We start from the raw sequence: 14,227 nt of genomic DNA, 5'->3' as shown, positions 1-14,227 counted from the left end.
GTGAGCACGGTCACGGGCAGGGTCAGCAAGACGAGGAGTGGGCGCACAAAGGCGTTGAGCATCCCCAGCACCAGCGCGGCCAGCATGGCCGCGCCGAAATTCTTGACTTGGATGCCGGTGTCCCACTGAGACACGAGCAGCAGGGCCGCCGAGAGCAGCAGCCATCTCAGGATCAGCTTCATGCGGCTAGCATAGCAGGGTCAAATCTCGCTTGCAGATGCCGATATACCCAGGATGATCTCCGTCAGTCCCTCCCCTCATGCGCCAGGCTGTTGAGCGTTTCCTGCTCCAGTCCACGCCCGCCAGCCGTTGCCTGCTGATCACGGGGGTGACGACGCCGGCCTTTGTGATCTACCTGCTGCTGCATGCCTATGGCCTGTCGCAGGATGAGATCCGCCAGGGCCTGCGCGTGCCGGTGATGCTGGGCTTGCAGGCGGCGCTGCTGGTGGGCACGGTGGTGCTGGCCGCACTGACGCTCTGGCTGTGGCCACGCCGTCGGGATCGGCAGGCCTTGCCCGGCATCGAGATGACCATTGCCCTGGTGGTGGGAGGCATCTACACCCTGCTGGGCATCCTGTCGGGCCTGTTCACGGCCAGCGCCAACCTGATCCTGATGGGGGTGCTGGTGATTGGGCTGATGCTGCTGCAGCGCCGCACCATGCTGGTGGCTTTTGTCGTCAGTCTGGTGATCCTGATGAGCTACGACATCCTGGTGGCGTTGCATCAGGTGCCTTATGGGCCGGCCATCAACGAGCATGCTTTCCGTGACGGTCAGGCCGTCTGGTGGTGGGCGCGGTGGCGCAGTCTGGCGCTCTACATTGGCTGGGGCATCTTGCTGGTGCTGGTGCTGGCGCTGTTCGAGAGCCTGGACAACCTGCACCGACACCTGGCGCATCTGTCGTCCACCGATGTGCTCACGGGCCTGCCCAACCGGCGCAGTTTCATGGACCGGCTGCACACGGAACTGGCTCGCCAGAAGCGCACGGGGCGTCCTTTGTCGCTGGTGCTGATCGACGCCGATCACTTCAAGCGCATCAACGACGAGCATGGCCACCTGATGGGCGACGAGGTGCTCAAGCGCCTGGCGTCGGTCCTGAACCTGGGGGTGCGCACACCCACCGATTTGGCGGCCCGACTGGGCGGCGAGGAATTCGCCCTGCTGCTGCCGGATTCGCGCCGCGAAGATGCCGAGGCCGTCTGCTATCGCATTCAGAAGTCCCTGGCGCAGTACCGCTTTGGGGGCGCGGGTGGCGAGCCCCTGGGCATCACCGTGAGCATGGGCGTGGTGCAGTCCAGCGGGCAGGGGGTCGAGGCCTTGTTGCGCTCCGCTGACGCCAACCTCTATCAAGCCAAGCGCGAAGGGCGTGACCGTTTCGTGACCTCGGTGCTGGAGGTCGATGCATGATGCGGGCCCTGATGCGCTGGATCGAAGGTGGGCTCAAGCATCGCCAGCACACCAGCAGTGCCGTGCTCTACACGCTGGCCACCGTGCCCATGCTGATGGTGCTGTGGGGGCTGCAGGCCTATGCCCTGTCCGATGCGCAGGCGCTGGCCCACTACCGCCCCGGGGCCCTGCCCTGGGCGCAGCATCTGTTGACGGGGCTCATCGTCTGGCAAGTGGCGTGCGGCGTGTACGCCTGGTGGAGCCGAGACCGCATGGACGAAGAGCGCCCCCTGCTGGCCTGGTGCACCGTGACCCCGACCTTGCTCGGCTTGCTGGCCCTGTCGATCGCCTATGGCCTCAAGGACACCCCCATGGGCATGGTGGTGATCGAGGAGCTGGTGGTGGCGCGTGCCTTGTTCCCGCTGCGCATCCTGCGGCCCGCGCTGGTGCTGGGCGTGGCCATGATCATGGGCTACGAATGGGCCCACGCCCAGGGCATGGTGGGCGATTCACCCTTGCTGTCGGCGCCGGTGTTCCGGGGGGTGGCGCTCGATCCCTGGTGGGCCCTGTGGCTGCGGGTGGTGCTGCACACCAGCCTCTGGCCTTTTGCGCTGGGGGTCTTCTTCCTGTTCAACAGCCTGGCGCGGCATCGGGTGGATCTGGAGACCCTGGCACGCACCGACATGCTGACGGGGCTGGCCAACCGGCGCGAGTTCATGACGCGTCTGGCCGACGAGTCGCACCGGCAGGCACGTGCGGGCCACGCCTGCACGGTCGTGGTGTGCGACATCGATCATTTCAAACGCATCAACGACCAGTACGGTCACCCGGCGGGGGATGCCGTGCTGGCCGAGGTGGGGCGCCTGCTGCGCACCGGCGTGCGCCAGCACCTCGATCTGGCGGCACGCATTGGCGGTGAGGAGTTCGCCCTGATCCTGCCCGAGACGGATGTGCAGGGGGGGCAGCGGGTGGCCGAGAAGCTGGCGCGTGCGCTCAAGGCCCATCCCTTCACGGCCAACGGTCAGACCTGGCATGTCACGCTGAGCGCCGGGGTGGCGGAGGTGCAGGGTGGCCGGGGCGAGATGGCCTTGCGTGCCGCCGATGCCCAGTTGTATGCCGCCAAGGCGGCCGGCCGCGATCGGGTCGCATCGGCCCTGGCATGAAGGGGGCGCTTGTGCGCCTCAACTCTGGCGTGCTTTCGCCGACAATTCATGCATGCGCCAGGTCATCGAGCGTTTGTTGATCGAGTCCCATGCGACCGGCCGATGCCTGCTGGCGATCGCGATCGTCCAGCCCTTCCTGTGGGCCTACCTGTTGACGCATGCCTGGGCGCTGGGTTCTCCCGAGGTGCGAGCCGGGCTGCATGTGGAGGTGGTGTGGGCGCTGCAGGCCGTGCTGCTGGGGGCGGAGGCGCTGTTGCTGGGCACCGCGGCCTGGTTGTGGCCCCAGCGCCAGAGCACCGCCCGGCGGCCGGGCGTCGAGTTCCTGGTGGCCCTGGTCATCGGGGTGGTCTACACCGCCATCCCCATCGCAGCGGGCATCTTCACCGCCGGGCCCATGATGGCCTTGCTGGGCGTGGTGGTGGTGGGCATGCTGCTGTTCGAGTGGCGCGTCATGCTCACGGTGATCCTGCTGTGTGGCTCCGCCTTGCTGGCTTACTTCGTGGCCATGCTCGCGGGGGCCCTGCCGTATGCGATGGCCATCACACCCCAGGCCTTTGATCAGGGGCATGCCCGCTGGTGGTGGGCGCACTGGCAGAGCATGGTGCTGTATGTGGGGACACCGTCCGTGCTGCTCATCGTCATGTTGCTGTTCGCCCGGCATGACGCCTTGCACCGCCGGCTGCGGCAGTTGTCCATCACCGATGGGCTGACCCGGCTGAGCAACCGCCGTCATTTCATGGACCGCCTGCAGGAGGAGCTGCTGCGCCAGCGGCACAGTCGCCAGCCTTTGTCGGTGGTGCTGATCGATGCCGATCACTTCAAGCACATCAATGACCGATACGGCCATGCCATGGGGGATCAGGTGCTGACCACGCTGGCGGGGGTGCTGACCCAGTGCCTGCGTGTGCCCGGGGATCTGGTGGCGCGCCTGGGGGGCGAGGAGTTCGGTGTCTTGCTGCCCGACACCTCGCTGGCCGAGGCAGAGGCCGTGTGTCGGCGTCTGCAGCAGCAGCTCAAGGACGCACGCTTTTCCAGCGCAGGCGCCTCCCTGATCGTGACGGTCAGCATGGGGGCGGTGCAGTGCCTGGGCGTGGACGCGCAGGCGCTGTTGCGCCAGGCGGACGCCAACCTTTATCGCGCCAAGGCGGCGGGGCGCGACCGCACGGAATCGTCCGTGCTGGAAGCCCCGATCGGCGAGGAGGCCCTGGCGTGATCGTCTGGCACGACGTGATCGATCCCTGGCTGCGTGAGCGCCACCCGGCCCGCGGCACCGTGGTGTTCTGTCTGGTGGGCCTGCTCTTGCTGGCCTGTCTGTGGGGGCTGCAGGCCTATGCGCAAAGCCGACCGGATGTGCTGAGGCTCTATGTCCCCGAGCAACTGCAGCGGGTGCAACAGAGCCTGGTCGGGGTCATGCTCTGGCTGCTGGTGCTGGCCGGGCTGGCCTGGGCATGGCGTGACCGCAACCACCGCATCAGTCGGCTCATGTCCTATCTGTGTGTCACGCCTGTGGTGTGGATGCTGGTGGTGCTGTGGGCAGGCTATGGCGTGCTGGACACCCCCATGGCCATGGTGACGATCGCGTCGCTGGTCATGGCCAGGGCCTTGTTTCCCCTGCGGGTGCTGATGCCCGGCATGGTGCTGGGCACCCTGCTGGTGGTGGCCGACCAGGCGCCGACGGCGCTGGGATGGCGGCCGATCGCCCCCCTGTTGGCGGCGCCGGTGTATTCGGGCGAGCCCATGTCCTGGTGGTGGACGGTGTGGTTGACCGTGGTCCTGAACGTCAGCGTGTGGCCCTTCATCGTGGGCATCCTCTACCTGTTCAAGAGCCTGGCCCAGCGACGCGCGCAACTGGAACACCTGGCGAGCACCGACACCCTGACCGGCCTGTTCAATCGGCGTGAGTTCATGGGGCGGCTGGCCCAGGTCTCGGGCCCGCACGAGGCCGGCGGGCAGCCCCTGTCGCTCATCATGATGGACATCGATCACTTCAAGCGCATCAACGACACCTTTGGCCACCCTGCGGGTGACGTGGTGCTGGAGCGCATGGGGGCGTTGCTGAGTGCCGGGGTGCGCCCCGGGGATGTGGCCGCACGCCTGGGCGGCGAAGAGTTCGCCGTGCTGATGCCTCAGACCACGCTGGCCGAGGCGAGTGCCGTGGCACGCCAGTTGAGCGAGTCCTTGAGGCAGATCAACTTCGTGTTCGATGGCCAGCCTGTGCGGCTCACCATGAGCGTGGGCGTGGTGGAGGCCTGCGGTGGGCGGGGCGAGCAGGCCTTGTCGGCCGCTGACGACAACCTCTACCGAGCGAAGGGCGCGGGCCGGGATCAGGTGGTGTCCTCTCGCCTGTGATCGTGCCCCACAACGGTGCTTGTCGCCGCTTGTGTGACCCTTTGTGACAACTTTCCGACGCCGCCCCCTACCCCTAGGGATGGCTGCCTGCAGGCCGCCCTGTGCACACTGCCCACCCTGACTCATGCATCCCTGCCGCGGGACTGGGCAGATGGTTTGTGACGCAAGTCAAATACAAGGTGGTACTCAGTGGGTGGATATGCCAGCATCGCGGCCGTTGGTAAGAGCATCGAGCGTTTGCTCGCTGCGGCTTTTGTCGAGCGTCAGCCTGTGCCGGGCAAGACCACCAAGGCCGTCCTGATCCGCACCGAAGACCTCGCTGACGACCAGTCCAAGACCGTGATGGGCACCTATGGCCTGTCCATCCTGCTCTACCGCGTCGACTTCAACAAGACCATGCGCACCAGCTGGTCGGCGGTCGGCCATGGCGATGGCAAGGGCCATCTGGCGCTGGACCTGCACTACTTGCTCACCCCCTGGGCTGACAACGCCGAGCACCAGCACATGATCATCGGCCGGGCCATGCAGACCCTGGAGCAGACACCCGTGCTGTCGGGGCCGCTGCTGTACTCGCCCGCGTTGCCGGCTGCCTATGCCGACGAGCCCGTGGCGGCCACCACCGACGCGGTGCAACTGGTGCTCGAAGAGATCTCGACCGAGGCTCTGATGCGCACTTTCGATTCCCTGCCCAGCGACTACCGGCTCTCGGTGCCGTATGTGGCGCGCGTCGTGCGCATCGACACGCGCCAGACCCTGATGCAGCCCCCCGTCACCGATGCGGACATCCGCTTGCGAGGGGGCTGATGAACGCACCGCTGCTGATTCCGGCCCTGGACATGGGCAACACCGTGCCGCTCAGTCGAGTGGGGCATCGGCTGGCCCTGGGGGTGCAATGGGTCGATGCCCTGACCCAGATGCCGCTGGAGCCGCTGGCAGGGCAGGCCCTGTGCTGTGATCTGCAGGCCGTGGGCACGCGTCCCTGGGTGCAGCGCCTGGAAGCGCACACCCAGTCCCGCCATGCCCTGCGGCTGGCAGGGCGCTACCAGCGCCTGCTGGCGCGGGCGGTCGAGCTGGCGGAGCCGACCGGCCATGAGCTGCGGGCCTACGGGGCGCGTGATCCGCGCCTGTCGGTCTACAGCGTCGACCAGGACCCGCGCCGCTTCGTGCCGCGCCGTGTGGCGCTCACACCGGTGCTGGTCGATGGCCTGCCGCCGGCCAGCACCGTCAACACGCGCACCGCCTGGTTGTGGCCGGGGGCCGCCTATCCCTTGCCGGCGGGCTCGACGGCGGTGCGTGGACGCATCCTGCGCAGCCTGGGTGGCGGGCAGTCCGAGCCCATTGCCTGGGCGCGGGTGGTGTGCACCAAGCCGGGGGCTGGGGCCCCCAACTTCGCTGCAGAAAAGAAGCTGGGCTGGGGCCATGGCGATGACCGGGGCGAGTTCCTGCTCGTGCTGGGCGCTTCGGCCGTGTCCGGCGGTGGTGCCTTGCCGGCCCAGATCCCGCTGCACATCTGGGTGTTCCTGCCTCCGCCCGAGGCGGTCTGGAGCGCGGCCGATCCGCTGGCCAGCCTGCCCCTGGAAGACGGTGGCACCAGCGCCCTCGATGAAGTCCTCAAAGGCCGTGCCGTTCCGGCGGCCTATCTCCCGCAAAGCGCGCGCGCGCTCACCCTCAAGCTGGGTGAGGTGCGCACCATGAACGAGGCCGATCTGTTGTTCTGAACGGCCATGAACCAGTTGATTGTCTGACGTTGACCATAAGGGGAAGCACATGCCCGAGTACCTCGCACCAGGCGTCTATGTCGAAGAGGTGAGTTTTCGCTCCAAATCGATTGAAGGCGTGCCCACCAGCACCACCGGTTTCGCCGGCGTGACCCGTTATGGTCCCGTGGCCTACACGGTGGGTGACCTCACGGCCACGGCATCCGAGCCGCGCCTGATCACCTCGTACACCGAGTTCGAGCGCGTGTATGGCGGGCTGCAGCCTTTGAACCTGGCCGCCGATCCCGAGCGCGTGTCCTACCTGGCCCATGCCGCGCGGGCCTTCTTCAACAACGGCGGCAAGCGCCTGTATGTGTCGCGGGTGTTCGCTCCCGCAGCCGGCCTGGCGGTGGACGATCACATCGCCAAGCTCACGGTGCTGACCTCGGTGGGCACGGCCCAGTGGCGCGCCCGCTGGCCCGGCGCCGATGGCAATGTGCTGGTCGACACCCAGGTGGTGCGCAGCAAGAACCTGGCCTTCACCTATCCCACGGTGGTGGGGGACATCCTGGCGCGCCACACCTGGGGTGTGCAGGTCAAGAGCGTGCGCCATGGCGCGGTGATCGAGGTCAAGCGCACGGGCGACGCCGACCTCAAGGGCAACGATGCCCTGGTGGCCGAGCGCCTGTACGTGGTGCAGGTCGACGCCGATGGCCGCCAGACCTTTGTCGACAGCACCGGTGCCGTGGGCGCCTTGCCCGGCACGGTGGAGCAGGCCGCGCTGGTCGAGCTCAAGACCACGGTCTATGGCCCGCAAGGTCGCGTCGATGCGTATGACCAACTGGCCGCCCATCCTGACCAGCATCGCTTCATCAGCCGCGTGCTCGACCTCAATGATCCCGAGGACGACAACGCCATGGTCTGGCTCAGCTGGGATCCCATGGGCGATCTTTGGGCACCTGCCAGCCTGATGGTGGGCCTGCAGGCGGCCGACAAGCGCCTGGGCGACATCAACAACCCGGGCCGCGGTGTGACCGATGGCGAGCTGCCCGGCGCCGATGCTTTCCTGGGCCTGGAGGCCGACCCCGATGTGGTCACCCAAAAGGCCACCGGCCTGGAGGCCCTGGGCGAAATCGAGGACATCGCCATCGTGGCCCTGCCCGATGCCGGGGCCCTGCTGGATGACACCTCCATCCAGGTCGCTGCCGGTCACCTGATCGCCCATGCCGAGAAGTACCGCTACCGCATCGCCGTGGTCGATGGCCCGCGCAACAGCTCGGTCACCGAGATCCGCGAGTTCCGCGGCCAGTTCGACAGCAAGTACGCCGCCCTCTACCACCCCTGGATCGAGGTGCTCGACCCCCTGGTGCCCACGGTGCCGGGCGTGCCGCCGCGCAAGCTGCTGTTGCCGCCCTCGGGTTTCGTCACCGGCATCTATGCGCGCAACGACATCGAGCGCGGCGTGCACAAGGCCCCGGCCAACGAGATCGTGCGTGGCCTGACCAAGTTCGAGATCAACATCAACAAGGCCCGCCAGGACGTGCTCAACCCCGAGGGCGTGAACTGCCTGCGCTTCTTCGAAGGCCGTGGCAACCGCGTCTGGGGTGCGCGCACCATGAGCTCGGATCCCGAATGGAAGTACGTCAACGTGCGGCGCCTGTTCATCTACATGGAGCACTCCATCGAGAAGGCCACGCAGTGGGCGGTCTTCGAGCCCAACAACCAGCGCCTGTGGAGCAACATCCGCTCGACCATCGAGGACTTCCTCTATGTCTTGTGGCGCGATGGCGCGCTGCTGGGCGCCAAGCCCGAAGAGGCCTACTTCGTGCGCTGCGACCGCAGCACCATGACCCAGAACGATCTGGACAACGGTCGAATGATCTGCCAGGTGGGCGTGGCGCCCAGCCGTCCGGCCGAATACGTGATCTTCCGCATCGGCCAGTGGACGGCCGACGCCAAGTCCTGATTGAGGAGCATTGAGCATGGCAACGCTACGCAACAACCCCTACGGCGCTTTCAACTTCCTGGTGTCTCTGGGCACGGGCAGTGAGACCAGCGTCATCGCCGGTTTCTCCGATGTCAGTGGTCTGGGCACCGAGATCAACTACTCCGAGTACCGCAACGGCAACGACCCGGTCAACACCGTGCGCAAGGTGGCCAACACCTTCAAGCAGGAGGACGTCACCCTCAAGCGCGGTCTGATCGGCTCGACCGATCTGTTCCAGTGGGTCAAGGATGTGCGCGAGGGGGGCGATGGCCGCCGCTCGGTCACCATCACCGTGCTGGACGAAGCCCGCAACCCCGTGGCCTCCTTCAAGCTCAACAACGCCCAGCCCAAGAAGTGGGTCGGCCCCACGCTGGCTGCCAAGGGCGGCGGTGAAGTGGCCATGGAAGAGCTGCACCTGACCCATGAAGGCGTGACCTACGAGTAAGCACGCATGCTGCAGTCCGCCCGCTCTCCGCTGGGTGTGCCGGGGGCCTACGCCCTGCCCGACGCCACCGATGTGACGCTGCACCCGCAGCGCATGGATGTGTGTGCCTTCGTGGGCGTGGCGCCGCGCGGCCCGGCCCATGTGCCGGTGGTCGACACCGACTGGGCGGCGGGCTGGACCCAGGTCACGCAGCCGGAGCGGCCGCTGCGCCGCAGCGTGCCGGTGCCGGTGCGCAGCTTCGATGACTATGTGCGTGTGTTTGGCGGCTTCGAGGGGCCGGGGGCCCTGCCCCACGCCGTGGCCAGCTACTTCGAGCAAGGGGGCCGCCTGGCCTGGGTGGTGCGCATCGTGCATGAGCGCGGTGCGGCCCTGGGCGACGGCTGCTCCCTCGGGCTGCTGGGCGGAGCCTTCACGCAGGAGCTGGGTCTGCGTGCCCGCAACGAGGGCCGCTGGGGCGATGCCCTGCGGGTCGAGCTGGGCTTCAGCGCCACCTCGGTGGGCATCGACGCGGCCTCGGCCAGCAGCGTGCTGGTCGATCTGAGCTCGCCCGTGGTGCCCGGCAGCCTGCTGCGTTTCACCGACGAGGCCGGGGGCGTGACCCTGGCGTTCTGCGAGGGCCTGAGCGCGCTCAACGATGCGGCACGGGCGCGCACACGCTGGCAATTGCAGCTGGATGTGGCTTTGCCGGCGCGGCCCCTGCGGGCCGAGCTGGTCGAGGCCTGGTTGAGCGTGCACGATGGTGCGGGCCGTCAGGAGACGTTCGAGCACCTGGCCTTGTCGCCCGAGCACCCCGAGTGGCTGGCCACGGTGCTGTGTGATCGCTCCTCCCTGCTGTGGCCTCATCCGGACTGGGCGGGCCTGCGCCTGCGCCCCCAGGACACCCGCGTCGAACTGCTGCGAGGCCAGAGCGGGCCCTTCAGCGGGGGGCTCGATGGCTATGGCGACATTGTCCCGGAGGACTTCTTCGATGCGCAGTGGACCCCGGCCGATGAGCAGCCGGGCAGTGGCCTCATGGCCCTGGCCCCGGTGGATGGCGTGGCGGTGGTGGGCACGGCCGGCATCACGCAGGTGCTGTTGCCGGATCTGTACCTGCCGGCCCAGTGGGCCCAGATGGATGAGGTGGTCGAGACCGTCACCGGCAGCGCGGGGGCCAGCTTTGCACCCTGCGTCGAGCTCACGGTCACCCCGGCGGCCAGCGCCCAGCCTCCCAGCAGCCTGACGGGCCTGATCCTGGATCCGCGCCGCAGCGCCGATCTGGACACCATCATCGGCCTGCAGCGCCGAGTCATCGAGTTCTGCGAAGCCACGCAGGCCCTCATCGCCTTGCTGGATGTGCCCCCGGGTCTGTCGCAGGCCCGAATCGAACAATGGCGCTCGGGATTCGACACCTCCTGGGCGGCGGCCTACCACCCCTGGCTGCTGCCCGCGCGCCGCCAGACCGAGGGGCAGGATCCGGGGCGTGCGCGCCTGCGGCCCTTGCCACCCAGCGCCGTGGCGGCGGGCATCGTGGCGCGCCGCGAGATCGAGCGTGGCTTGCAATGGGGGCCGGCCAACGAGGTCGCCCGCCAGATCATCCATGTGGCTGAAAGCCAGCCCGAGGGCCGGGTCGAGGCCCTGTTGCCCCTGGGTCTGAACTGCTTCACCCGCGAGGCTTCGGGCATCACCCTGGTGTCGGCCCGCACCCTCTCGCGGGAGCGGGACTGGCGCCAGCTGTCCGTGCGCCGCCTGATGCTGATGTTGCGCCGCACCCTGCTGGTCGAGACGCAGTGGGCGGTGTTCGAACCCAATGGACCGGCCCTGTGGACCGATCTGCGTCATGCCATCGAGAGCCTCTTGCGCGGTCTGTTCCGCGTGGGCGCCTTTGCCGGCCGCACCGAGGCCGAATCCTTTTTCGTGCGCGTGCTGAGCGAGCCCTGGCGGCTCGATCGCGGCGAGTTGCTGATCGAGGTCGGCGTGGCCCCCGCCGAGCCGCTGGAGTTCATCCTGGTGCGCCTGCGCCGCGAGGGTGACGGCACCCTGAACCTCGAGGACTGACCCACCATGGCCGATCCTTTCCTGCTCACATCCTTTCGCTTCGAGGTGCGCCTGCTGAAGTCCCCCGACATCCTGGCCGGGCGCCAGCGCCTGCCTGCCGCCGGCGATGGCTTCAAGGCGCCGAGCGGCGGCAAGCAGTTGACCGAGGGGGCGTTCCAGGGCTCGTTCCAGGATTGCACCGGCCTGGAGATCGAGATGGACGTGCAGGAGTATCTCGAGGGTGGGCGCAACAACGGCGTGGTGCGCCGCGTGGGCCGGGCCAAGTACGCGCCCCTGGTGCTCAAGCGCGGCATGTTCCACGCCCCCGATGCGCAGGCCACGGTCGATCCGGCCTTGTGGTACTGGATGCAGCGCATCCTCAATGGCGAGCGGCCCGTGCCCCGGTATGACGGCATCGTGCAGGTCATGAGCGCAGACAAGACGGTGCGCGCCACCTGGGTGTTCGACCGCGCCTTGCCCTCCAAGATCAAGGGGCCCGAGCTCAATGCCCGCACGGGCGAGGTCGCGATCGAAGAGCTGACCCTGGTCCACGAGGGGCTGCGTCTGCTGCCCGCGGAGCCCACACCATGAGCGATCTGCGCAAGGCTCGCCTGGCCGAGATGACGGCCACGGACAACCCCACCGAGGTCAAGGACAGCTCGGTGCTGGTGCCCTTCAACCCCACCTCCTTGCGGGTGCAGATCTCCAACAAGACGGCCGGCGGGGCGCAGGCCGGGGCGCAGGCGCGCCAGCGTCCCGGCACCGGTGAGATGCAGGTCAGCTTCGATCTGATCTTCGATGTGGCCGACGACGGTGGCGATGTGCTGGAGCAGACCAAGATGGTCGAGCGCTTCGTGCGGCCCCAGGGGACGGCGCCTGGCAAGGAGGCCCCACCCCGGGTGCTCTTCGAGTGGGGGACCTTCATGGTGCAGGGCACCATGGACAGCGCCAACATCGACCTGGACCTGTTCGACGCCGAGGGCACGCCCCTGCGTGCCAAGGTCTCGGTGTCCATCAAGGGACAGGATCCGCGCTGGGTCTACAAGAGCCCCCCGGCACCCAAGGGACCGGGCGCGGGCGCCGGATCGGGGCAGACCGGGTCGTCGCTCGCACCCCCAGGCACGCCCGGCACGTCCGGCAGCCCCAGTGCGCTCGACAAGCTGGTGCAGGCCATGCCCGGCGAAAGCCTGCAGCAACTGGCGGCGCGTCACGGCCTGGATCCATCGGCCTGGCGCGCCCTGGCCAGTGGCCTGGCCAATCCGCTCAAGCTGGCCCTGGGTCAGGAGGTCGGGTTGCCGGTCGGCCTCAGCCTGGGCAGCGCCAACGGGGTGCAGAGTCAGGGGCAGGACCCGGCCCGCAGCACCGCGAGCCTGCCACTGGTGGCCGCCGGCCAGGTCGGAGGAGGCGTGGCGGGTGGTGGTGTCAGCAGCGTGGCGGCCCTCACAGCCAGCCAGGGCGCCACACGCGCCAGTGGCGGCGAAGCCCTGCGCCAGGGCCAGGCCGTGGCCGTGCGCGGCGGCCTGGGCGCCAGCATCACCCAGCTCAAGGGCGAGGTGCATCAGGCCCAGGCGCGTCAGACCCAGCAGGCTTTTGGCCTGGGCCCTCAGGCCACCACCGACACGCAGGACCGCCCCTGGGGCGCGGGCGTGCCGCTGCGGCCTCGCGTGGGCAGCGCGGTGGTCTCCAGTGCGCCCGATCCGCAGCGCATGGCCTTGGGGCACCCCGTGTCCACGAGCACGCCCGTGCGCGCGGGCAGCACCAGCACCCCCCGCACAACGGCACGCGGCCCCCGATCCAGCAGCACCCCGGTCAGCCGGGGCTGTGGCTGCAAGGGCCGCCGTTCGCGTTCGGCCCGTTGACGACTCGACCCAGGAGATCCCGGCATGCCCGTCCAGATTGGTGAAATCAACAGCGAAGTGGTGGTGGACTCGACCCGTGGCAGCGGTGGCGAGCCCGCCGAATCCCCCAGTGCGCCTCCCAGCCCGCAGGACGAACAGCGCTGGCAGGCGCTGGAGCGCCGCACCCGCCAACTGGCGGCGCGCACGGCCGCCTGGGGCTTTGACGATTGATGACTGACACGAGAACCCGACGATGAGTGCGAGCCCCTTGCCCCTGCAATCCTTCACCCGGCCGTCTTTCAAGGTGGCGGGTCAGGTGCAGCCGGATCTGGCACGTGATGCCGTCCAGATCCGCATCGACGAGGACATCGATGGTCTCAAGCAACTGGTGGCGCAGTTCATCGCCATCGGCCCGCGCCCGGGCGAGGCGGTGGAAGGCCAGCTCTGGCTGGATGGCCAGGTGCTGGACTTCGGGCGCGAGATCATTGTCAGCATGGGGCCTTCGGACGCGCCCACCGACCTGTTCACCGGCAAGGTCAGTGCGCTGGAGCTGAGCATGGACCAGGGCCGCGCGCCCGAGGTCTGCTGCCTGGCCGAGGACCGCCTGATGGACCTGCGCATGACGCGTCGCTTCAAGACCTACGAGGAGGTCAGCGATGCCGACCTGGTCCAGCAGATCGCCTCCCAGCATGGTCTGCGGGCTCGCGCCGATGTCAGCGGGCCGCGCTTTGCGCTCGTGCAGCAATGGAACCAGAGCGATCTGGCCTTTCTGAGGGAGCGGGCCCGCAAGCTGGGTGCCGATGTCTGGGTCGAGGGGGACACCCTGTGCCTGGCCAGCCGTGATCAACGCCAGGGCAGCCGTCTCACGCTGATCCAGGGCGCCGACTTGCTGAATGTGCGCCTGAGCGCGGACCTGGCCCACCAGCGCACCGAGGTGGTGGTGGCCGGTTACGACGATGCCCAGCAAGAGGCCATCGACGAGAGCGCTGGTGCAGAGGTGGTGCGCGGTGATGCGCAGGGGCAAACCCACGGGCCCCTGGTGCTGTTCCGGGCCTTTGGTGAGCGCGTCAGCCACCGGGTGCGGGAGGCGCCGCTCAAAGGTGAAGAGGCCCGTGCCTGGGCCGACGCCGCCATGCTGGCGCGGGCGCGCCGCTTTGTGCGGGCTTCGGGGGTGACCTCGGGGCACACGCAACTGGCTGTCGGATCCGTCCTCCGACTGGAGCGGGTCAGCCCGCTGTTCGAGGGCGATGGCTACTACGTTACCCGGGTGAGTCACACCTACGACCAGAGCGAGGGCTACCGCACCCACTTCGAGGCCGAACGCGCCTGGATCGGGCAGGGGGCTTGACAC

14 protein-coding genes are annotated in these 14,227 nt (G+C 68.3%); 13 read left to right on the top strand and 1 reads right to left on the bottom strand.

The window, feature by feature from the left end; all coding sequences use genetic code 11:
• A partial coding sequence (locus tag VFW84_RS10125; protein ID WP_329680335.1) for a phage holin family protein occupies positions 1-182 on the bottom strand: 182 nt, incomplete at its 3' end.
• Positions 183-259: 77 nt separating this feature from the next.
• Between VFW84_RS10125 and VFW84_RS10120 the strand changes: the two genes are divergently transcribed.
• The 13 genes from VFW84_RS10120 (at position 260) to VFW84_RS10060 (ending at position 14,224) form a co-directional block, all read left to right on the top strand.
• Positions 260-1,405, top strand: a complete 1,146-nt coding sequence (locus VFW84_RS10120; RefSeq protein WP_329680334.1) for a GGDEF domain-containing protein — start codon at positions 260-262, stop codon at positions 1,403-1,405.
• Entirely contained in the window at positions 1,402-2,547 is a 1,146-nt protein-coding gene (locus VFW84_RS10115) for a diguanylate cyclase (RefSeq protein ID WP_329680333.1), read from the top strand. Before VFW84_RS10120 ends, VFW84_RS10115 begins: the two co-directional genes overlap by 4 nt.
• A 52-nt stretch (positions 2,548-2,599) precedes the next feature.
• Positions 2,600-3,760 carry a GGDEF domain-containing protein gene (locus VFW84_RS10110; RefSeq protein WP_329680332.1) on the top strand — a complete coding sequence of 387 codons (1,161 nt, stop codon included), beginning with the start codon at positions 2,600-2,602 and terminating at the stop codon, positions 3,758-3,760.
• Entirely contained in the window at positions 3,757-4,896 is a 1,140-nt protein-coding gene (locus VFW84_RS10105; RefSeq protein WP_329680331.1) for a diguanylate cyclase, read from the top strand. Before VFW84_RS10110 ends, VFW84_RS10105 begins: the two co-directional genes overlap by 4 nt.
• Before the next feature lie 189 nt (positions 4,897-5,085).
• Positions 5,086-5,700 (top strand): DUF4255 domain-containing protein, encoded by a 615-nt coding sequence (locus VFW84_RS10100; RefSeq protein WP_329680330.1) that lies wholly within the window; start codon positions 5,086-5,088, stop codon positions 5,698-5,700.
• Positions 5,700-6,614 carry a hypothetical protein gene (locus VFW84_RS10095; RefSeq protein ID WP_329680329.1) on the top strand — a complete coding sequence of 305 codons (915 nt, stop codon included), beginning with the start codon at positions 5,700-5,702 and terminating at the stop codon, positions 6,612-6,614. Before VFW84_RS10100 ends, VFW84_RS10095 begins: the two co-directional genes overlap by 1 nt.
• A 49-nt stretch (positions 6,615-6,663) precedes the next feature.
• Complete coding sequence (locus VFW84_RS10090; RefSeq protein WP_329680328.1) at positions 6,664-8,559, top strand: phage tail sheath family protein; 1,896 nt, start codon at positions 6,664-6,666, stop codon at positions 8,557-8,559.
• A gap of 16 nt (positions 8,560-8,575) precedes the next feature.
• Positions 8,576-9,025: a phage tail protein gene (locus tag VFW84_RS10085; RefSeq protein WP_329680327.1), complete on the top strand. Its 450-nt coding sequence runs from the start codon at positions 8,576-8,578 to the stop codon at positions 9,023-9,025.
• A gap of 6 nt (positions 9,026-9,031) precedes the next feature.
• The gene (locus VFW84_RS10080) at positions 9,032-11,059 is read left to right on the top strand and encodes a phage tail sheath C-terminal domain-containing protein (protein WP_329680326.1); all 2,028 of its coding nucleotides are present in this window, start codon (positions 9,032-9,034) and stop codon (positions 11,057-11,059) included.
• Positions 11,060-11,065: 6 nt separating this feature from the next.
• The gene (locus tag VFW84_RS10075) at positions 11,066-11,629 is read left to right on the top strand and encodes a phage tail protein (protein WP_329680325.1); all 564 of its coding nucleotides are present in this window, start codon (positions 11,066-11,068) and stop codon (positions 11,627-11,629) included.
• The gene (locus tag VFW84_RS10070) at positions 11,626-12,897 is read left to right on the top strand and encodes a hypothetical protein (RefSeq protein ID WP_329680324.1); all 1,272 of its coding nucleotides are present in this window, start codon (positions 11,626-11,628) and stop codon (positions 12,895-12,897) included. The genes VFW84_RS10075 and VFW84_RS10070 overlap by 4 nt, the downstream gene beginning before the upstream one ends.
• Before the next feature lie 24 nt (positions 12,898-12,921).
• The gene (locus tag VFW84_RS10065; RefSeq protein WP_329680323.1) at positions 12,922-13,107 is read left to right on the top strand and encodes a hypothetical protein; all 186 of its coding nucleotides are present in this window, start codon (positions 12,922-12,924) and stop codon (positions 13,105-13,107) included.
• 22 nt (positions 13,108-13,129) lie between these two features.
• Positions 13,130-14,224 carry a phage late control D family protein gene (locus tag VFW84_RS10060; protein ID WP_329680322.1) on the top strand — a complete coding sequence of 365 codons (1,095 nt, stop codon included), beginning with the start codon at positions 13,130-13,132 and terminating at the stop codon, positions 14,222-14,224.
• Positions 14,225-14,227: the final 3 nt, after the last annotated feature.

Origin of the sequence: Aquabacterium sp. (genome assembly GCF_036279655.1) — a bacterium.
Classification (GTDB): Bacteria; Pseudomonadota; Gammaproteobacteria; order Burkholderiales; family Burkholderiaceae_C; genus Aquabacterium.
The sequence above is the reverse complement of the archived record's forward strand: the minus strand, read 5'-3'. Positions and strand labels throughout refer to the sequence as shown.